Origin of the sequence: Pelotalea chapellei (assembly GCF_018531195.1) — a bacterium.
Taxonomy (GTDB): Bacteria; Desulfobacterota; Desulfuromonadia; order Geobacterales; family Pseudopelobacteraceae; genus Pelotalea; species Pelotalea chapellei.
Map to the genome: position 1 here is coordinate 43317 of NZ_JAHDYS010000012.1, position 17155 is coordinate 60471.

General features: G+C 50.6%; 15 protein-coding genes and 1 tRNA gene. 6 read left to right on the plus strand and 10 right to left on the minus strand.

The window, feature by feature from the left end; all coding sequences use genetic code 11:
* Positions 1–35: 35 nt before the first annotated feature.
* From KJB30_RS12965 to KJB30_RS12980, 4 genes are all read right to left on the minus strand, one after another.
* Complete coding sequence (locus KJB30_RS12965; protein ID WP_214299962.1) at positions 36–1280, minus strand: EAL and HDOD domain-containing protein; 1245 nt, start codon at positions 1278–1280, stop codon at positions 36–38.
* Positions 1280–2356: a dual-specificity RNA methyltransferase RlmN gene (gene rlmN / locus KJB30_RS12970; RefSeq protein ID WP_214299964.1), complete on the minus strand. Its 1077-nt coding sequence runs from the start codon at positions 2354–2356 to the stop codon at positions 1280–1282. Before rlmN ends, KJB30_RS12965 begins: the two co-directional genes overlap by 1 nt.
* A gap of 48 nt (positions 2357–2404) precedes the next feature.
* Entirely contained in the window at positions 2405–3352 is a 948-nt protein-coding gene (locus KJB30_RS12975; RefSeq protein ID WP_214299966.1) for a transglycosylase domain-containing protein, read from the minus strand.
* 98 nt (positions 3353–3450) lie between these two features.
* On the minus strand, positions 3451–4644 hold the full coding sequence (locus KJB30_RS12980; RefSeq protein ID WP_214299968.1) for an FprA family A-type flavoprotein: 1194 nt from the start codon (positions 4642–4644) through the stop codon (positions 3451–3453).
* Positions 4645–4857: 213 nt separating this feature from the next.
* On the opposite strand from KJB30_RS12980, the gene radA reads away from it, so the two are divergent.
* The 4 genes from radA to KJB30_RS13000 all read left to right on the plus strand — a co-directional run bounded on the left by radA (position 4858) and on the right by KJB30_RS13000 (position 8130).
* Complete coding sequence (gene radA / locus KJB30_RS12985) at positions 4858–6210, plus strand: DNA repair protein RadA (protein WP_214299970.1); 1353 nt, start codon at positions 4858–4860, stop codon at positions 6208–6210.
* A 72-nt stretch (positions 6211–6282) separates the two neighbouring features.
* Positions 6283–6639 (plus strand): RNA polymerase-binding protein DksA, encoded by a 357-nt coding sequence (gene dksA / locus KJB30_RS12990; protein ID WP_214299972.1) that lies wholly within the window; start codon positions 6283–6285, stop codon positions 6637–6639.
* 36 nt (positions 6640–6675) lie between these two features.
* A complete protein-coding gene (locus KJB30_RS12995; protein WP_214299974.1) occupies positions 6676–8052 on the plus strand; it encodes a GAF domain-containing sensor histidine kinase in 1377 nt (458 codons plus the stop codon).
* 2 nt (positions 8053–8054) lie between these two features.
* Positions 8055–8130: transfer RNA gene (locus KJB30_RS13000), tRNA-Ala, on the plus strand.
* A 165-nt stretch (positions 8131–8295) separates the two neighbouring features.
* On the opposite strand, the gene glmS is transcribed toward KJB30_RS13000, so the two are convergent.
* Complete coding sequence (glmS, locus tag KJB30_RS13005; protein WP_214299976.1) at positions 8296–10125, minus strand: glutamine--fructose-6-phosphate transaminase (isomerizing); 1830 nt, start codon at positions 10123–10125, stop codon at positions 8296–8298.
* 36 nt (positions 10126–10161) lie between these two features.
* The gene (locus KJB30_RS13010) at positions 10162–12756 is read right to left on the minus strand and encodes an ATP-binding protein (RefSeq protein WP_214299978.1); all 2595 of its coding nucleotides are present in this window, start codon (positions 12754–12756) and stop codon (positions 10162–10164) included.
* 299 nt (positions 12757–13055) lie between these two features.
* Here KJB30_RS13010 and KJB30_RS13015 point away from each other — a divergent pair, with 299 nt between their 5' ends.
* On the plus strand, positions 13056–13520 hold the full coding sequence (locus tag KJB30_RS13015) for an outer membrane beta-barrel protein (RefSeq protein WP_214299980.1): 465 nt from the start codon (positions 13056–13058) through the stop codon (positions 13518–13520).
* Entirely contained in the window at positions 13520–14722 is a 1203-nt protein-coding gene (ilvA, locus tag KJB30_RS13020; protein ID WP_214299981.1) for a threonine ammonia-lyase, read from the plus strand. Before KJB30_RS13015 ends, ilvA begins: the two co-directional genes overlap by 1 nt.
* 86 nt (positions 14723–14808) lie before the next feature.
* On the opposite strand, the gene flaF is transcribed toward ilvA, so the two are convergent.
* The 4 genes from flaF to KJB30_RS13040 form a co-directional block, all read right to left on the minus strand.
* Positions 14809–15186, minus strand: coding sequence for a flagellar biosynthesis regulator FlaF (gene flaF, locus KJB30_RS13025; RefSeq protein WP_214299983.1), 378 nt, complete (start codon positions 15184–15186; stop codon positions 14809–14811).
* The gene (locus KJB30_RS13030) at positions 15167–15565 is read right to left on the minus strand and encodes a flagellar biosynthesis repressor FlbT (RefSeq protein WP_214299985.1); all 399 of its coding nucleotides are present in this window, start codon (positions 15563–15565) and stop codon (positions 15167–15169) included. The genes flaF and KJB30_RS13030 overlap by 20 nt, the downstream gene beginning before the upstream one ends.
* A 1-nt stretch (position 15566) precedes the next feature.
* Positions 15567–16175 (minus strand): hypothetical protein, encoded by a 609-nt coding sequence (locus KJB30_RS13035; RefSeq protein ID WP_214299987.1) that lies wholly within the window; start codon positions 16173–16175, stop codon positions 15567–15569.
* A gap of 76 nt (positions 16176–16251) precedes the next feature.
* Positions 16252–17067, minus strand: a complete 816-nt coding sequence (locus tag KJB30_RS13040; protein WP_214299989.1) for a flagellin N-terminal helical domain-containing protein — start codon at positions 17065–17067, stop codon at positions 16252–16254.
* Positions 17068–17155 lie beyond the last annotated feature (88 nt).

Below are 17155 nucleotides of genomic sequence, written 5' to 3' on the forward strand. Positions count from 1 at the left end.
TATTTGAAGACCAATTTCTTAGAGTGGAACTTTGGCTAGGCTGCCACCATCCCCCGCCAGTTGAAGGCATCCATCTGGGAATCAATAAGCACTTCAACCGGTATGTCGATAGCTGTCAGCAGGCGTTCGACTTCTGCAAAGTTGGCCTGCTCCACCATTTCTGCCAGCAAAAGCAGCTGCCCCAAATGGCCCTGTCGCTTCAAAAGTGCATCATTAATTTCAGTTGCCAGGTTTAACCCGTTTATGACTTCTTCCATGGATACATTGAAGAGAACATCAAAGAGAGAAAAAATTCCTGTCATAAAGGCAGCTTCCGTCAAATCGTGGTTGTCAGGATTGTGATGTTGCTTGACCAGGCGCTCCATGAGGCGTCCCCTCACTGCCGCCATCTCCAGGAGCGGGTTGTTCAGGCCACGATTATGGCTGTCAACAGTGGCGAACAGGGCCAGGTGTATCCAGTGGCGCAGTTTGTCCAACCCCACGAGTGTGATGGCGTGGCGCAGGCTTTTGATTTTCTGGCGCAACCCCATGTTTACCGAATTGACCAGCTTGAGCAGGTGAAATGAAAGCGAAGGACTGCGGCGAAAGATCTCTTCAATTTCGGCTGTCTGAGGGTTGTCTCTCAGCCGGTCAAGCAGTTGCAGCATCTCGAGCTCTGCCGGTTCAAGGCAGTCACGTCGAAGCATCTCCGGGCGCTGAAAGAAAAACCCCTGGAACAGGTGGAACCCCATCTTGCGGCATGCTTCAAACTGAGCTGCTGTCTCAACTTTCTCCGCCACCAGTTGTATTGGCGAACGCAGAAGTTTTCCTACCATTTCCGCCAGTTGCTCCGGTGGAATTGCGAGTATATCCAGTTTGACGATGTCTACTAATTTGTAAAATTCTTCCAGCTCCGGTGCATAGATGTGGTCGTCTAATGAGAGTCTGAACCCCATTCTCTTCAGCTCAATACAACGACTCCTGAGCTTGTCATCCATAGTCACCAGTTCAAGCAGTTCGAGGATGGTTTGCCCATGGGGCAGCACTTCCAGTAATTCAGAAAAAAAGAGCGACTGGTTGACATTGATGAAGGCCATCTTGTCTCCCAGCACATCACCCAGACCAAACCCTGCCAGGATGCTGGATATGACTGACGCGCTGGCAACATCATGGTTAGTGATGGTGGCGGCGTTGCGATAGGTTGATCTGAAGAGCAGCTCATACCCGACGATTTCGCGCTTGCAGTTTAAAACCGGCTGGCGCCCCAGAAAGTAAATTCTTTTTCTGTTTTCCTCTGTCATCACTCTTCCCTGGCGGCATTGCGGTCGCCAGTCCCTAGTCTTCCCTTCAGCTGTCCGCAGGCTGCTGAAATATCATCACCGCGGCTGCTGCGGGTGATGACCGTTACATTACGATCGATCAGATATTTGTGAAAGGCATCAACGCTGGACTGGGTTGGCGCTTTGAACCCACATCCTTCGTGTTCGTTGAACGGGATCAGATTAACCTTGTTGGGGATGTCGCTGGTCAGGCGCAGCAGTCGTTTGGCATCCTCCAGGGTATCGTTCATGCCTCCGATCATCACGTATTCAAAGGTTACCTTGCGGCGGCCGGGAAGCGGGAACTTCCGGCAGGCATCGAGAAGCTCCTTGATCGGGTAGCGCCGATTGATCGGCATGATCCTGTTGCGCAGCTCATCAGTGGTTGCGTTAAGCGATACCGCCAGATTGACATTTGGTATCTCACGCCCAAGTCGTTCCATTTCAGGTACCAATCCGCATGTGGATACGGTAACCCGGCGGTTGGAGAGCTGCAGCCCGTTTCCATCGATCATGATTTGGATGGCCGGGATCACGTTGTCCAGATTGTGCAGCGGTTCTCCCATACCCATCATAACGATATTGCGAATCTCTTCGCCAATCTTCCGAACATCCCGTCGCACTGCCATGATCTGGTTGACGATCTCGGCAGTTGTCAAATTGCGGGTCAACTTGAAGGTGCCGGTCAGACAGAATTCGCATCCCATGGCACAACCGGCCTGGGAGGATATGCATAGGGTGTTGCGTCCCTCGTCCGGGATTAATACCGATTCAACGGCATTACCATCTCCGAGGCTGAAAAGATATTTGCGGGTACCATCGCTTCCCTCTTCCACGGCCTCAGGTTCAAGATTGCTGATCCAGGCGGTGGTTTCCAGTTCCTGACGAAGGTCCTTGGAGATGTTGGTCATCTCGCCGAAGGAACGGGCATCAAACTGGTATATCCACTTGAATATCTGGGTGGCGCGGAAGCGCTCCTTGCCCTTGCCCTGGAGGAACCGTTCCAGAGCGGGAAGGGTCAGATTTTTGAAATCTGTTTTTGTTGCAGGTGTTGTCATTGTCGTATCCATCTATCAGATCATGCCTTTGCAGTTCAGTAGTGGTTTTCAGCGCTCGGCAGGTTGCGCCGCCGGTGCATCTTGTTGTTCTGGTGGCGGAGGCTCGGTCGCTGCCGGATGCTCGCCATTCGGCTGTGCCCCGGTATCCCCGGTCTGCTGGTCATCCTCTGTAGTCTGCTCAACCGGTGCCTGAGCAGAAGAGTGTGTTGCGAACACGGCCTCTTTTTCTATACTCTTGTCCACTTTGGCCTGAAGTCTGCCAACATTCGGCGATTGGGCGAGGGCCGCCGCATATTCATCATTACTAAGGACTCCCTTCTGACGAAGCAGTTTCAGGATCATGTCCGATCGTTTCAGTACTCGTCCCAGGTTCTTGTAGGGGTTGTACGCTATCCGCGGGCCGGGAAGCATGGCAGCCAGAAAAGCACACTCCCGCGGAGTGAGGGCTGAAGCCGGCTTGCCAAAGTAATACTGCGCGCCGTGGCCAATGCCGTACACCATTGGGCCCAGTTCAACTACATTCAGATAAAGCTCGATAATGCGCCCTTTGGTGAGTTCCTGTTCCATACGCCATGCCAGATATATTTCCTTGAACTTGCGAGTGATGGTTTTTTCACGCGAAAGATAAAGGTTTTTGGCAGCCTGCTGGGTAATGGTCGAAGCACCTCTGGCAAAACTCTTCTTCTCTAAATCATACTTGATGGCCTCTTTGATGGCTTTCACATCAAAGCCCTCATGTTTGTAAAAATTGCTGTCCTCTGCCAGAATCACTGCCCATTTCATTTCGGAAGGGATGCGACCGGATGGTGTCCAATGCCGATTTTTGGGGCCTACTACTAAAGCATGGTAGCTGCCATGCCAGTCCTTGACCTGAATGGTGCGTGTAAAGCTGCGTGCCGCAAGCTCGGAGACTGGCGGCAGAGATGCCAGAGTGATCCCTATATATGCTGCATAGACGCAGCAGATCAGCAGCAGTATCAGGATGAGTCTTTTCACGCAATTTCCTTGGCATTACGTGCAAATCCCCTGATCAGTTTCTCCAGGGGATTTGCACGGCATGTAGACAGTGCTTTGATTTCAAAACAAACAGCCTGTCAGTTTTTTTTCAGAACCTCTTCTGACAAGGCCTTGCCGAGCGCTTCGCATTGGACCAGTATTTCTTCTGTGGGTTTGAACGGAGCCTTCACGATTGGCTCGGAAATTTTGAAACCTACACTTTTAAGTCGCTCTTCAGCCATTTTACAGGCTTCACCGCTCCAGCCGTAACTGCCGAACAGGCCGGCTATATTGGTCTTGAGCTTGACGGTGCTCAGGTAGGCCAGCACGTCCCACATCGGCTTGGGGATATCCCTGACGATGGTTGGAATGCCGAAAATAAGGGCGTCAGCATCTTCCATCAGATTTCGGATCTCGTTTGAGCTTAAGTGGCTGATGTGGAAGCTGATTACTTCTACGCCATTCAGAGAGGCCCCGGCAGCAACGGCCTGGGCCATTTTTTCGGTGTTGCCGTGGGGTGAAAGGTAGAGGATCACTGTTTTTTTCGAGTGGGAAACCGGCTTGCTCCATGTCTCGAACTGCTGGATAACTTTCCACGGGTCCCGTCTGATGATCGGTCCATGGCTGGGACAAATCATGTCGATCACATCGTGGCGAATTTTTTCTACTGCAGCCAGAACCTTGTCCTTGAAGGGGCGGAAAATGCAGTCGAAATAAAACTGTCGTGCTGACGTTATGTCTTCATTTTCATCGTTGAAAATTTTTCCGGGTGAGCAATAATGAGCCCCGAAAGCATCACAGGTAAACAGGATGTTTTCTTCTTCCAGGCGGGTGAACATGGTGTCAGGCCAGTGCAGAAAAGGAGCAGTGATGAAACGCAGGGTGCGACCACCAAGGTCGATTGTGTCGCCATCCTTGATGACCAGGGACTTGAACGGCTTGTGCAGCAGATTGGCCAGAAAGTTCTTGGCAGCTTGGGTTGAAATTACCGTCGCCTCGGGACATTGCTCCAGCAGATAGCCCAACGAACCGGAATGATCCGGCTCCGCATGGTTGACGATGATGTAATCAATTTTGTCGAGTGAGGTCAGTGATTTGACCTTGTCCATGTATTCATCGACACGCTTGGCTTTGACTGTGTCGATAATAGCTGTTTTTGCATTCCCTCTGATCAAATATGCATTATAGGTGGTACCGTGCTCAGTCGGAAAAAGATCATCAAATGTCCGTAGTTCCGGATCCTCTGAACCGATCCAGAATAGATCAGGTTTTACTTCGATAGCTTGAGGCATGCTGTTTCTCCTTGTGATTCACTCGAACAGAGCAGGAACAGACTCTATCAGGATAATTCAGTTATGGTATTACAATAGGATTGGGAATAATATACTTAAAACGTTTTTTGTCAATATAACCTCAGGTTCGCTCTCTGTTGTTATCAACCTCCTGCAATTTACTGCATCTGGAAGAGAACTTGCGGGAGGGTTACAGTCAGGCAAGGAAAACAAGTGAAACAGAAAACCATCTTTACCTGTCAGAAATGCGGCAGCCAGTCACCCAAATGGTTGGGTAAGTGTCCCGATTGCGGTTCATGGAACAGCATGGTCGAAGAAGTTACTGTTAAAGCGGGACCTGGTTCTTCTATACGGGAACAGTCACGGCCGATACCGATCTGCGATGTTCCTGCCCAATCGGAAACCCGGGTGGAAACAGGTGTCGGAGAGTTGGACCGTGTACTGGGTGGGGGCATTGTTCCCGGTTCACTCGTGCTGATTGGTGGCGATCCGGGTATCGGCAAATCAACACTTCTGTTGCAGGCCATGCATAATCTGGCCAAGGACGATAAAAAACAGGTGCTGTATGTTTCCGGCGAAGAGTCAGCATCCCAGACACGTTTGCGGGGAGAGCGCCTGGGGGCCTCCCACCGCAATTTATTAATCCTGGCCGAAAATTCTCTGGAAGCCATTCTGTCTCATGCGACCACACTCACTCCGCGCGTTATGGTTGTGGACTCTATCCAGACGGTCTGGACCTCGAGTCTTGAATCTGCCCCCGGCAGTGTCAGTCAGGTACGGGAATCTGCCGGCAAGTTGATGATGCTTGCCAAGGGAAGCGGCATACCGATTTTCATAGTAGGGCATGTCACCAAGGATGGCGCCATAGCAGGTCCGCGGGTTCTGGAGCACATGGTTGACACAGTGCTATATTTCGAAGGAGATGGCAGTCACCCTTTTCGCATACTGCGGGCGGTCAAGAATCGTTTTGGTTCAACAAACGAGATCGGTGTCTTTGAGATGAAGCAGGAAGGGTTACGTTGTGTGGATAACCCCTCGGAGCTGTTTCTCTCCGAGCGCCCACTGGATGTTTCCGGTTCCGTCGTAACTTCCTCCCTGGAAGGAACCCGTCCTTTGCTGGTGGAACTGCAGGCTTTGGTGACCCAGACATCCTTCGGTGTTCCCCGGCGTACAACAATCGGGGTGGATCACAACCGGTTGGCCTTGCTGGTGGCGGTACTGGAAAAGAAAGTCGGACTACACCTGGCCGGGCAGGACATTTTCCTTAATGCTGCAGGTGGAGTCCGCCTGAATGAACCGGCTGTTGATTTGGCCATGATCATGGCAGTAGCTTCCAGTCACCTGGATAAAGCGATACCCTCGCATACTGTAATTTTGGGAGAAGTGGGACTGGCAGGAGAGGTGCGAGCCATAACCCAGCCGGAGCAGCGGATAGCTGAAGCTGAAAAACTTGGCTTCAAAACATGTATTCTTCCTGCTGGAAATGTAAAGAGGCTCAAAAAAGGGAAGATTGCATTGCGGGGTGTTGGCTCGGTTGATGAAGCGATGCAGCTGCTTATGCAGTAGCTATTTTTTTCTGGACTTGAACCACGGTAATCTTTAATATTATCCAATTCGACACAAAGTCAGGAGCTGGCCATGGAAGTTGAAAAACTTGAGTATTTCAGAAGTGTCCTCAATGATGAAATGAAGGCCCTTTTGGGTGAGGCAGGCAAAACTGTTACCGAAATGAACTCAGACGCATCCAATTTCCCCGACCCTACCGACCGGGCTACCCAGGAGTCGGATCGCAATTTCGAATTACGTATCCGCGACCGGGAGCGCAAACTGATCAACAAGATCAAGGATGCCTTGGATCGTATCGATACCGGGGAGTTCGGTGTTTGCGAGGAATGCGGCGATCCGATCAGTGAGGCTCGTCTGAAAGTGCGTCCGGTAACTACGCTCTGCATTAATTGCAAGATGGAAGAGGAACAAAAAGAAAAGCGTCAGTAACTGCTGTTATCCTCCTTTCCCGCAGCAGGTGCCCGCATGGACGATCCTGGCATTCCCAACAAAGCTACAGACAAAAAGCTTACTGAACTGGTTCTGTTATACCAGTTCAGTAATACCCTTCTATCCACAATCCGTCTCAACAAACTCACCCACCTTATTCTCACTGCCCTCACTTCCGGTACGCCGCCGCTTTTCGAGCGCGCCATGCTCTTTCTTCTCAATGAAAAATCCGGTGTTCTTCAAGGTATGCTTGGAGTTACCCTGTCTTCTGCAGCCGATCTTGTTGTCGTCGGTGGTGAAGAAAATCCTCTCCTCAGTCGCTGGGATATCAGCGATGAAGTGATTTCCCGCCAGCGTGAAGCAGAAATTTGCTCGAACATCAAAGCCATGCGTATCGAAGTGACCGCAGACTGCCCTGTAATCAGGCAAGTTGTCATGGAAAACCGCCTCTATCACTCCGACAAGGTGGATTGCATCGAATGTCCTAGCTGTGCCTCCTTTCGCAAGCTCGGCGCCACCTCCTTTGCAGCCGTACCCCTGCTCTCGCGTGAGAAGAGCCTGGGAATGGTTGTGGTGGATAATCCGAACTCGGGCAACAAGCTGAGCATGGATGATCTGCATTTTTTGCAGCTCTTTGCAAGCCAGGCCGGCATGGCCATCGAAAATTCGATGCTCTACAACCGGATCGAGGAAGCGCATTCCAATCTGCGCGATGCAAGAGAACGTCTCCTCCATGGCGAACGATTGGCAGCAATCGGCGAGATGGCGGCAAACATGGCCCATGAACTCAAAAACCCCCTCATCACCATCGGAGGTTTCTCGTCGCGCCTGCTTAAGGTATTGCCCCCTGAAGGGCGTGAACACCGTTATGCTGAGACCATTGTCCGGGAGGTTAGTCGCCTGGAGAAGATGCTATCGGATATTCTGGCTTACTCCCGAAAACCGACCATCTGCTACAATCTGTGTGAACTAAGAGAAATTTTGAAAGAATGCTTTGATGGCTGCACCACGGCACTTGAAGATTACAACGTGCAGTTGTCAGCTTCCCTTGGAAACCACCCTTGGCTCTTGCTGGGAGATGCACATCAGTTGAAGCAGGTCTTTCTCAACCTGCTGCTGAATGCGTGTGAGGCAATGACGGATGGCGGCACCATAACGATTGCCCTCGAAGAATCTCTGGACAAAGACCTGGTGACGATTAGCATAAGTGATACCGGCGGAGGGATTCCGGTCGACATGCTCTCCAAGATATTTGCGCCCTTTTTCACCACGAAACCTAATGGTACAGGCCTGGGTCTGGCAATTGCCAACCGAATTGTGATCAACCACAGTGGTACCCTCCAAGTCACCAATGGCGCAAGGGGTGCAATTTTCACAGTAACTCTGCCGCTACTGCAGCCGGAACAGTCATAAATGGGGATGTAGCTCAGCTGGGAGAGCGCTGCCTTCGCAAGGCATAGGTCGGGAGTTCGATCCTCCTCATCTCCACCACCAAAAACAAAGGGCCTACAGCATTTGCTGTAGGCCCTTATCTGTAGGCGGCCCCTACAGATTGTCAATTGGCCCTTTTCTGACTAATTGGTAACATTAATTTTGTCCTCCGGTGACATGAATTATCACCACAACAAACAACAACAACAAACCCTTCCTACTACACTATTCCACCGTTACACTTTTGGCCAGGTTTCTCGGCTGATCAACGTCGGTCCCTTTGAGCACTGCAACATGATAGGCGAGCAGCTGCAGTGGTACGGAAAGCAGCAGCGGGTCCAAGTCTTCGCATAGGCTGGGGATTTCAATAAAATCCTCAACTCGCCCGGCAATATCTTCAGCTCCTGTGGTGCACAAGGCTATTACCCTGCCGCCACGGGCGCTGACTTCTTCCATATTGGAAAGCGTCTTGTCAAAGTTGCTGCTGCGCGGTACCAGCATGACCACCGGCACTTCTTCGTCGATCAGGGCGATGGGACCATGTTTCATCTCCCCCGCAGCATAGCCCTCGGCATGGATGTAGGATATCTCCTTGAGCTTAAGCGCGCCCTCCAAGGCGATTGGAAAATTTTTGCCACGGCCGAGGTAAAGGAAATCCCGCGCGTTCATGTACTTGCGGGCAATCTTCTCGGTCAGGCTATTCAGAGTCAGAACCTCTTCCAGCAAGGCCGGGACATGTTTGAGTGCAGCAATCATGCTTTGGCCTGCCGCCAGGTCAATCGTACCGATGGATCTCCCCATACGTATCGTGAACAGGTACAGGGCGGTCAGCTGGGTCACAAAAGCCTTGGTCGAGGCAACACCGATCTCGGGACCGGCATGGGTATAGATCACTCCCGCTGATTCACGGGCTATGGAGGAATCAACTACATTGCAGATGGCCATGTTCATGGCGCCCCGCGCCTTGGCTTCACGCAATGCGGCCAGGGTGTCGGCAGTCTCTCCCGATTGAGAGATGACCATTACCATCGTGCTTTCATCAATGACCGGATTGCGGTAGCGAAATTCGGAAGCGATATCCACTTCCACCGGTATGCGGCAGTGCCCCTCGAGGTAGAATTTGCCAACCAGCGCAGCATGCCAGGAAGTACCACAGGCTATGATGATGATGCGCTTGACAGCCGCCAACTGACAGTCGTTGAAGTTCAATCCTTCCAGGTACACATCCCCTTCACTCTCCAGAAGACGGCCGGCAATAGTGTCGCGTACAGCGCGCGGCTGTTCGTGGATCTCCTTGAGCATGAAATGCTTGTAGCCCCCCTTTTCAGCCATCAAAGGGGACCAGTCGATATGGCGCGGCTTTTTGTCGAGCGAAGTTCCGGCGATAGTTGAGAAGGATACGCCGTTGTCACGAAAGACCGCCATCTCGCCATCTTCCATAAAAACCATTTCACGGGTATGTGCCAGAATAGCGGGAATGTCGGAAGCAACAAAAAATTCCTCAGCCCCCAATCCAACAACCATGGGCGAACCAAGCTTGGCTGCTATGAGGGTTTTGGGTTCCTTCTCACTGAGAACGCATACCGCATAGGCGCCATGCAGAGCGGTCAAAGCCAGCCGCACCGCCTTTTCGAAATCAGGTTCCGTTTTAAGTGTTTCTTCGATGAGGTGTGAGATGACTTCGGTATCAGTCTCGCTCTTGAATACGTGTCCTGCCTGTCTGAGCTGTTCGCGCAATTGAAGGTAATTCTCGATGATGCCGTTATGCACGACGATAATATGCCCGGCTTTATGGGGATGGGCATTGATCTCGGAGGGGCGGCCATGGGTTGCCCAGCGGGTATGTCCAATGCCGATGGTTCCATGCAGGGGTTGCTCCCGGAGCAGGTTCTCCAAATTTATCAGCTTGCCCTCGCTACGCCGGATTCCGGCCTCGCCAGTCATCAAGGTTGCAATACCCGCAGAATCGTATCCGCGATATTCAAGTTTTTTCAATCCTTCAACAATTACAGGGGTAGCTTCCTGACCCCCAATATAACCGACAATACCGCACATTAAACGCCTCCGGATCAACAGTAGTGAGTGATAAAACTATTTATTTTTGTCGGTTTCAGCAGCGGGTAAAACAACATAAAAACAACTTCCTGCCTCCGGTTCCGACTCCACCCAGATGGAGCCCCCCAGTCTGTCGATAATCCGTCGTGACATGGTCAGCCCCAACCCTTGACCCACAGTGTCAGTTGGATTGAGTCGCTGGAAAATATCCCAGATCGTCATCTGATGTTCCCGAGCAATGCCAATGCCATTATCTTCGACACAATAGCGGACACTTTCAGCGAATTGTACACTATATACCTTAATGACAAGAGGTCTTTCAGCAGAACGATATTTAAGGGCATTATCCAGAAGATTGCTGAAGACCTGAATGACTTGACCGGCATCGGCATTACAGTCATGCAGGTAATATAATTCAATCCTGGCGCCCGCTTTTTCCAATTGGAAAGCCATGGAAGAAACAATTTTCTCCAAAATGAGGCGCATGTCAAGCGTCTCGAAATTGAGCGCCGCTTGCCCCAAACGGGAAAGCCGCGAGAGACCATTTAACAGACCGTCCATTTTTTCTATGCTGCTGGCAATAAATCCTAAAGATTTTGGTATGTCTTCTTGCAAGTGTCCGTCAAATATCCGACTCATTCCGGTTGGCAGTTCCAATGATTCAACCAACTGCTCCACTTCTTTGCAACTCTTGCCCAGCTTGCGACTGAATCCCTGGATGTTTACCAGCGGGGTGCGCAGGTCGTGTGAGACGATGTAAACAATGCCTTCCAGTTCTTTGTTCTTATGCCGAAGTTCCTGCATCAGCCTGTCGCGTTCGGCCTCGGCCCGTTTCCTGTCATTGATATCAACGACGGTACCGATCAGTCCGGCCAATTCTCCCCTGCTGTCATTAAAGGTGGCTTTATAAAAGATACCATCGTGTGTTCCGCCACTGGCATACGGAACTTTGGCTTCAAAAACCTGCACCCCACAACGTTCAAACAGTTCAAGATCAGCTTTGTGAAACACCTCCGCTACGGCAGCCGGAAATAGTTGATGAACCGTCTTACCTACCAATTCCTCTCGCGTTACACCCCAACTTTTTTCGAATGCCTTATTGCATCCCTGATACAGGCCATTGATATCTTTATAAAAAACAGGATTGGGGAGCGCATCTATCAACGTTTGCAGAAAGTGCACCTGGCTAACCAGCTCATCCATCAGATGATCACGCTGTCGCTCGGTCAGTTTGCGCTCTTGTATCTCATGCTGCAATTCGCTGTTGGTGCGGGAAAGTTCCTGTGTCCTCTCGCCGACTCTCTGCTCCAACTGCTCCTTTGCAGAAAATATTTCCTGAAATTTCTGGCTGAGAGCATCCGCCATGACCTGAAAATTCTTGCTTAACTGCTCGATCTCCGCAACCGTGCTCACCGGCCATGACGTCAGTTTATCTTTCAGCAACCGCTCAGGCAGATCGGTTGTCAACCGTGACAGATGACGCAGCGGTGCTGCCAACCGACGGGAGGTGTACAGAGATGTTACAAGAATGAGCATATTGAGGCTTAACACCACCAGCAGCGCCCGTCTGTGATCTTTAAAAAGCAGTCTCTGGTAAGGGGCAAAGGGAGTATCTACTACAATAGTCCAGCCAGTGTCACTCCCCACTTGTAAGCGAACTAAATAGGATGACCTCTGGACGCGTTGCCAGAGCGGCAACGTGGATGTCACTCTGGGAAGACAGTGTTGGATACCGTTGTCAGTGACGCTGCTGATTTCTCCGTCAGGACAAAAATCGAATGTCTCGTGCGATAGGCGCTCTTTAGCTGTGCTGGTAATCACCTTGCCAGCACCATCAAGCAGTGTGATTTCATGGAAGGACTGACGCCGTGCTACCAGAAGCATATCCCGCAAGCTTTTGTTCAGTTGCGCCCCGGATACCGATTCGCCCCCTTCCTGCTTTTGCAACAGGCGTAGCTCATACAGTGCGATACGTGAGTTATTTTCCAGCTCGTCATACATTCCATGCAGAAACCTTTTTTCAAAATCCCTGCCCTGAATAATAAGGATGATAATGGCCGGTATCATTACAAAAGCCATCATCAGGTTGAATATCAGTTGGTGGATAGGAGTGGAGTGGGTTTCGTCAGACTCTACGATGGCTGTGAGTCGGGGAAAAGAGGTCAGCAGCAGACTGGCCACCAAAGCATTGGAGATGCCGATCACCCAGTACATCATCAGGGCGGTTACAGTACCCAGCAGCGGCACCATCATCACATAGCGAAAAAACATCCAGAGTAACGGCGCTCCGATCAAAGGCCAGTAGAGCGAATCGCAGAGGATGATATTCCGGGATTTACTCCGTGACAACAACCAACCGACAAAGAGCGGTTCACCACAGAGCCAGACCATAGCATAAGGATGACCGAAAAGAACCATCGTCCAGGATGATGCAATTACCCCAGCCAATAGCCCCCATCGAACCCCATACAGTCGTACGACCAGAAGGACAAAGATACTGCCGAACAGGTAGTTGAAGCCTATAAAAAGCCTGACAGCACAATAATTTCCAATGAAACCAGCACAGATCAGAAGTAACAGCAGAAGATAACCTTCCCGGCTGATTTTCGAGGGTGGCAATTTCTTAACCATTGCCGAACTTCCAACAGAATTCAGCAGCAGAGTTACTGTTTTCAGTGACTGTCGATACTATGGGCATAATCGGTGAAATGCTGGACAAAATGAGATACATACCGCTCCTGCTTCCATAATGTTGACTCCAGTATGTACCACATTTTACATTGGAGAGCACACACCATTTCAACACTCCATTCCGACTGAACCGGAACTTCTTGAACCAGGTCCTGTTTGTGGGTATGATTACCGCGCTTTTAATTTAATGTTGCTGTTCTTTTCGCCATACCATGGCCCTACGACAAGGAGATTTAGTCATGAAACAAACACTTTTCGCCCTGCTTCTGATCCTCACACTCGCTTCCGGTGCGCTTGCCGCCGACACCATCAGTGCAGGTGTCCGGGCAGGAGCCACAGCAGGCACGAGCGGTTTTTCCACTGAGGTTTTTGCGGATTATCACATCAACAGGTTATTTTCCGTTGGCGCTACGATGGGTTATGTACTACTGGATCATAAGAATGTTTCGTCCGCCAGACGAGATGAATCCATGCCTGTAACCGCTCTCGTCAAGCTTCGCGCGCCACTGCCGCTGCTGCAGCCCTATGTCGGTGTCGGACAGGCGCTGATCTTCCGCGACAAGCATGCCTCCACAGGATCTCCGGTTGTTGTTGCAGGCCTGGAATATCCCCTGCTGCCTTTTGTTTTTCTTAACGTCGAATATCGCCGCCAGTTTAACGATCAGTTGAACTTTATCGCCGGTGGAGCTGGGCTCAGGTTCTAATGCTTAACGAACTCATCCATGAAGCCTATGACCGGCTCAGAAAGCGCGTCCGCAAGACAGAGCTGATGTATTCCCATTACTATTCCGATCTGCTCGGCTCACCGCTCTTCTTCAAATGTGAAAATCTGCAGAGAACCGGTTCATTCAAGATCAGGGGCGCCCTCAATTTCATGACCTCCCAATCGCGGGAGGCGCTGAAAAAGGGAGTCATCACTGCATCGGCCGGCAATCATGCCCAGGGCGTCGCCTTTTCTGCTGACCTGCTGGGTGTGCAAGCCACGATCTACATGCCGGAAATTACTCCTCCCCAAAAGGTGCAGGCCACCAGGGACTACGGTGCAGAGGTGGTATTGACCGGAAGAAATTTCGATGAAGCCTGCGCCGCGGCATGGGAAGCGCAACGTGCCACAGGAGCGCTGTTCGTTCACCCTTTTGATGACGAACTTGTCATGGCCGGCCAGGGCACCATTGCCCTTGAAATCCTGGAAGAACTTCCTGACGTGCAGAATCTGATCGTACCGGTCGGAGGAGGAGGACTGATTGCCGGCATGGCAGCAGCCATTCGTGAAATGGCACCCCACGTACGCATCATTGGCGTCGAATCCATGGCCGCTCCTTCAATGTCTGCATCTTTTGAAAAAAAACAGCCTTGTGAAAAAGCTGTCAGCATCACCCTGGCAGACGGTATTGCCGTAAAGTTGCCTGGCACAAAGACTGTGCCGGTGATATGTGACCTTGTGGATGAAATTGTTACTGTTGAGGAAGAGGAAATAGCCCTGGCAATCGTTTCTTTGCTGGAAAAAACAAAGTTACTCGTGGAGGGGGCTGGGGCAGTACCCCTCGCGGCACTGCTGCACGGCAGAATCAAGGGAATAAGCGGCAAGACAGTCTGTCTGCTCTCAGGCGGGAATATCGATGTCAAAACCATTGCTACGGTAGTTGAACGTGGCATGCTGGCAGCTGGGCGTTACCTCAGACTGACCATCGAACTGGATGATCTTCCCGGAGCTCTTGCTACTCTTTCTGCTGATATCGCCGCCACTCGAGCCAATATCTTCCTGATCAACCATGACCGTCGTTCAAAATCACTTGCCTTGGGGCGGACAGATGTATCTCTTGAACTTGAAACAAGGGGCTATGAGCACATCAAGGAGGTTGTGGGGTATCTGGAGAACAAAGGATACAGTCTTACGGTGGGATGAGGCAGCAAACTGGATCGGGGACGTGGGAGGTGTGAGAGGTGTCTACCGGTCCCTAGTCCCCTGATCCCTTGTACCAGTTCCTGTTTCTACTCTGGATTAGTGCGGAGTCCTGCAGCGATGTTGAAGTCGATATCGATTACTATGGACAACTTTTCAGGATCCGGATACGCCATTATCTCAAACAATCGTTTGTCAATGAAAATACTTAAGTTAAGAATATCCTCACGCAATTTCTTCGGCAATGGATTCTCTGGGTCAGAGAGTTCAGCCTGAAAAAAACTCCATACCTTTTGATTAAACTTTACTGCTTCTAATAGTTTCTGATCTCGATCTGATTCCGCCCAATTTTCTTGTACCTGCTTCAGCATAATTCCAGCACGTGAAAGTACAGAAGCTTCCAGTTCCCTGCCGCTTAAGCTCTCTTTTTGCATATTAATATAAGCATTAGCTGCGTTCTGATACATGTCTTAGCAACTCCTCTTCGTATGAAATCAACTCTTTTGATTTTCTCAGGGCCTTATAAAATTCACCATTAACAATAAACTGACTAATTGAGGAAAGCAAGTCTTTCATACTGGGTGCTGCCTTTACAATATCTTCCACCAAAGTCCAATAAATTTGAGAGAGTTCAGGGGTCAGGCCATCACCTATGTACATGAGCTGAACTATCAGGTAGATACGCTTGCATGGTGTATTGGCCTCTCCCTCCACCATTATGTCTTTTTGGCGAAGAACAGGAACTTTGTTTTCCACATGAAGATGGGATGCAATAGAGCCGTTCCGCAAAACGGCCCCTCCAATAATCACTTTCTCGTGCGGCTTAAGAACAACTTTCAGTGACATGTCAAATCCCTTTAATGCTGTTTCCCATTGCTTCTTGGACAAGGCTTACCTGACTTTTAAGACTGTCAAGTTGTTCCACAACAACCTTTACATGCGAATCAGGAACATTGTTGGGAAGCTGGGGCAACTGGATACTGTGGGATTGTCCTGAAAATAAATTATCCCACAAGTGCTGGACCTTTTCATATATGGGGGGCGGCGGTGGAGGAATCATGAGGCTGGTAATTTCTTTCTGCAAACCACTGTAACCCGCAAGAAGATCGATTCTCTCCGTACTTCCCTGCAGGAAAGGGGGATATTGCTTAACAATAGTCTCTAGCTTAACTTTCATTTCATCTATCAGCTTTGCCCCTTCACTCAGCGTCTCATTTGTCTGCCTAACATTTCTTGCAGTTGAGACAAGAAGATCATCGACACTACCAAATTTTTGAAGTGTGTCCAATGTATTTCTGGAAATTTCCAGCTGAATGGTGACTTTATCATTTCCAGTCACACCGTCTGTTTTGGAGGAATATAGCTGGGGCTGCGGCTGTTTGGGGAAGAGTGAATTCGGAAGCAGATTTTGAGAAGCAATGGCAGTAATTCTTTGATCGGCGGTATTAATTTCCATACAACGCCTCCTGAAGGACCTTCAAAAAAAACGGGAAGGGGTTTCCCCCTCCCCGTTAAGAGGTTGCTGATGATAATTAGAACAAACGGAGTACTGACTGAGCTGCCTGAGAAGACATGCTCAGAGCTGTAGTACCCAGAGACTGACGGGTCTGCAGCATCAACATGTTCGCCCCTTCTGTGTTCATGTCGGCGAGGGTAAGGCCATCAGCACCTTGCTGCAGGGTGTTGATCATGTTGGCGGTGAAGTCCTGACGGGTGGTGATGACGGACAGGTTACTGGCCAGTGTGGAAGACTTGGTGCGCAGAACGGACAGAGCGCCGTCCATGTTTGACAGTGCCTGCGTTACGTTGCCAACAACGGCCCAGTTTGCAGCGGAGGTGACGCCCAGAGATGCAGCATCTGCTTTGAAACCGTTGACGGTCAGGTTTGCATCGCCGGTCTTCTGGCTGAACTCGATTGAGAGGGTACCGTCGGTGAGCAGATTGGTACCGCGGTAGCCGGCGTCGCTTGCCAGTGTGGTGATCTGGGTCTTAATGGCGACGAACTGGCTCTCATAGGTTGCCTGTGACAAGGTATCGTTGGTTGACTGGGCGGCACTGGCAAGACCTTTAGCGGACTGGATCAGGGCAGTGATGGCGGAGATGCCGTTGTCAGCGCCTTTGATGGTCTGAACTGCTTCGCTCATGCTGTCTTTGCGGTCAGCGAGGTCGCTGGCGCGGTTGTTGGCTGCCTGTGCAGCAAAGAAGTTGGTCGGGTTGTCGAGGGCGGTGTTAACCTTCTTGCCGCTGCCCAGACGCTCTTGGGTAAGAGAAACTTGTCTAGCTGTCTGCTGGAGGCCGAGGAGGTTGTTTCTCATACCTGCTGTGAGGGAGATGTCTGAAATTGCCATGGTAATGCTCCTTTCTGGTTTGCCGGTATTCTTACCGGTTGCGCTTTCTGCGCTTACAACTCGTATCGTCCTCGCTGATTATTACTTT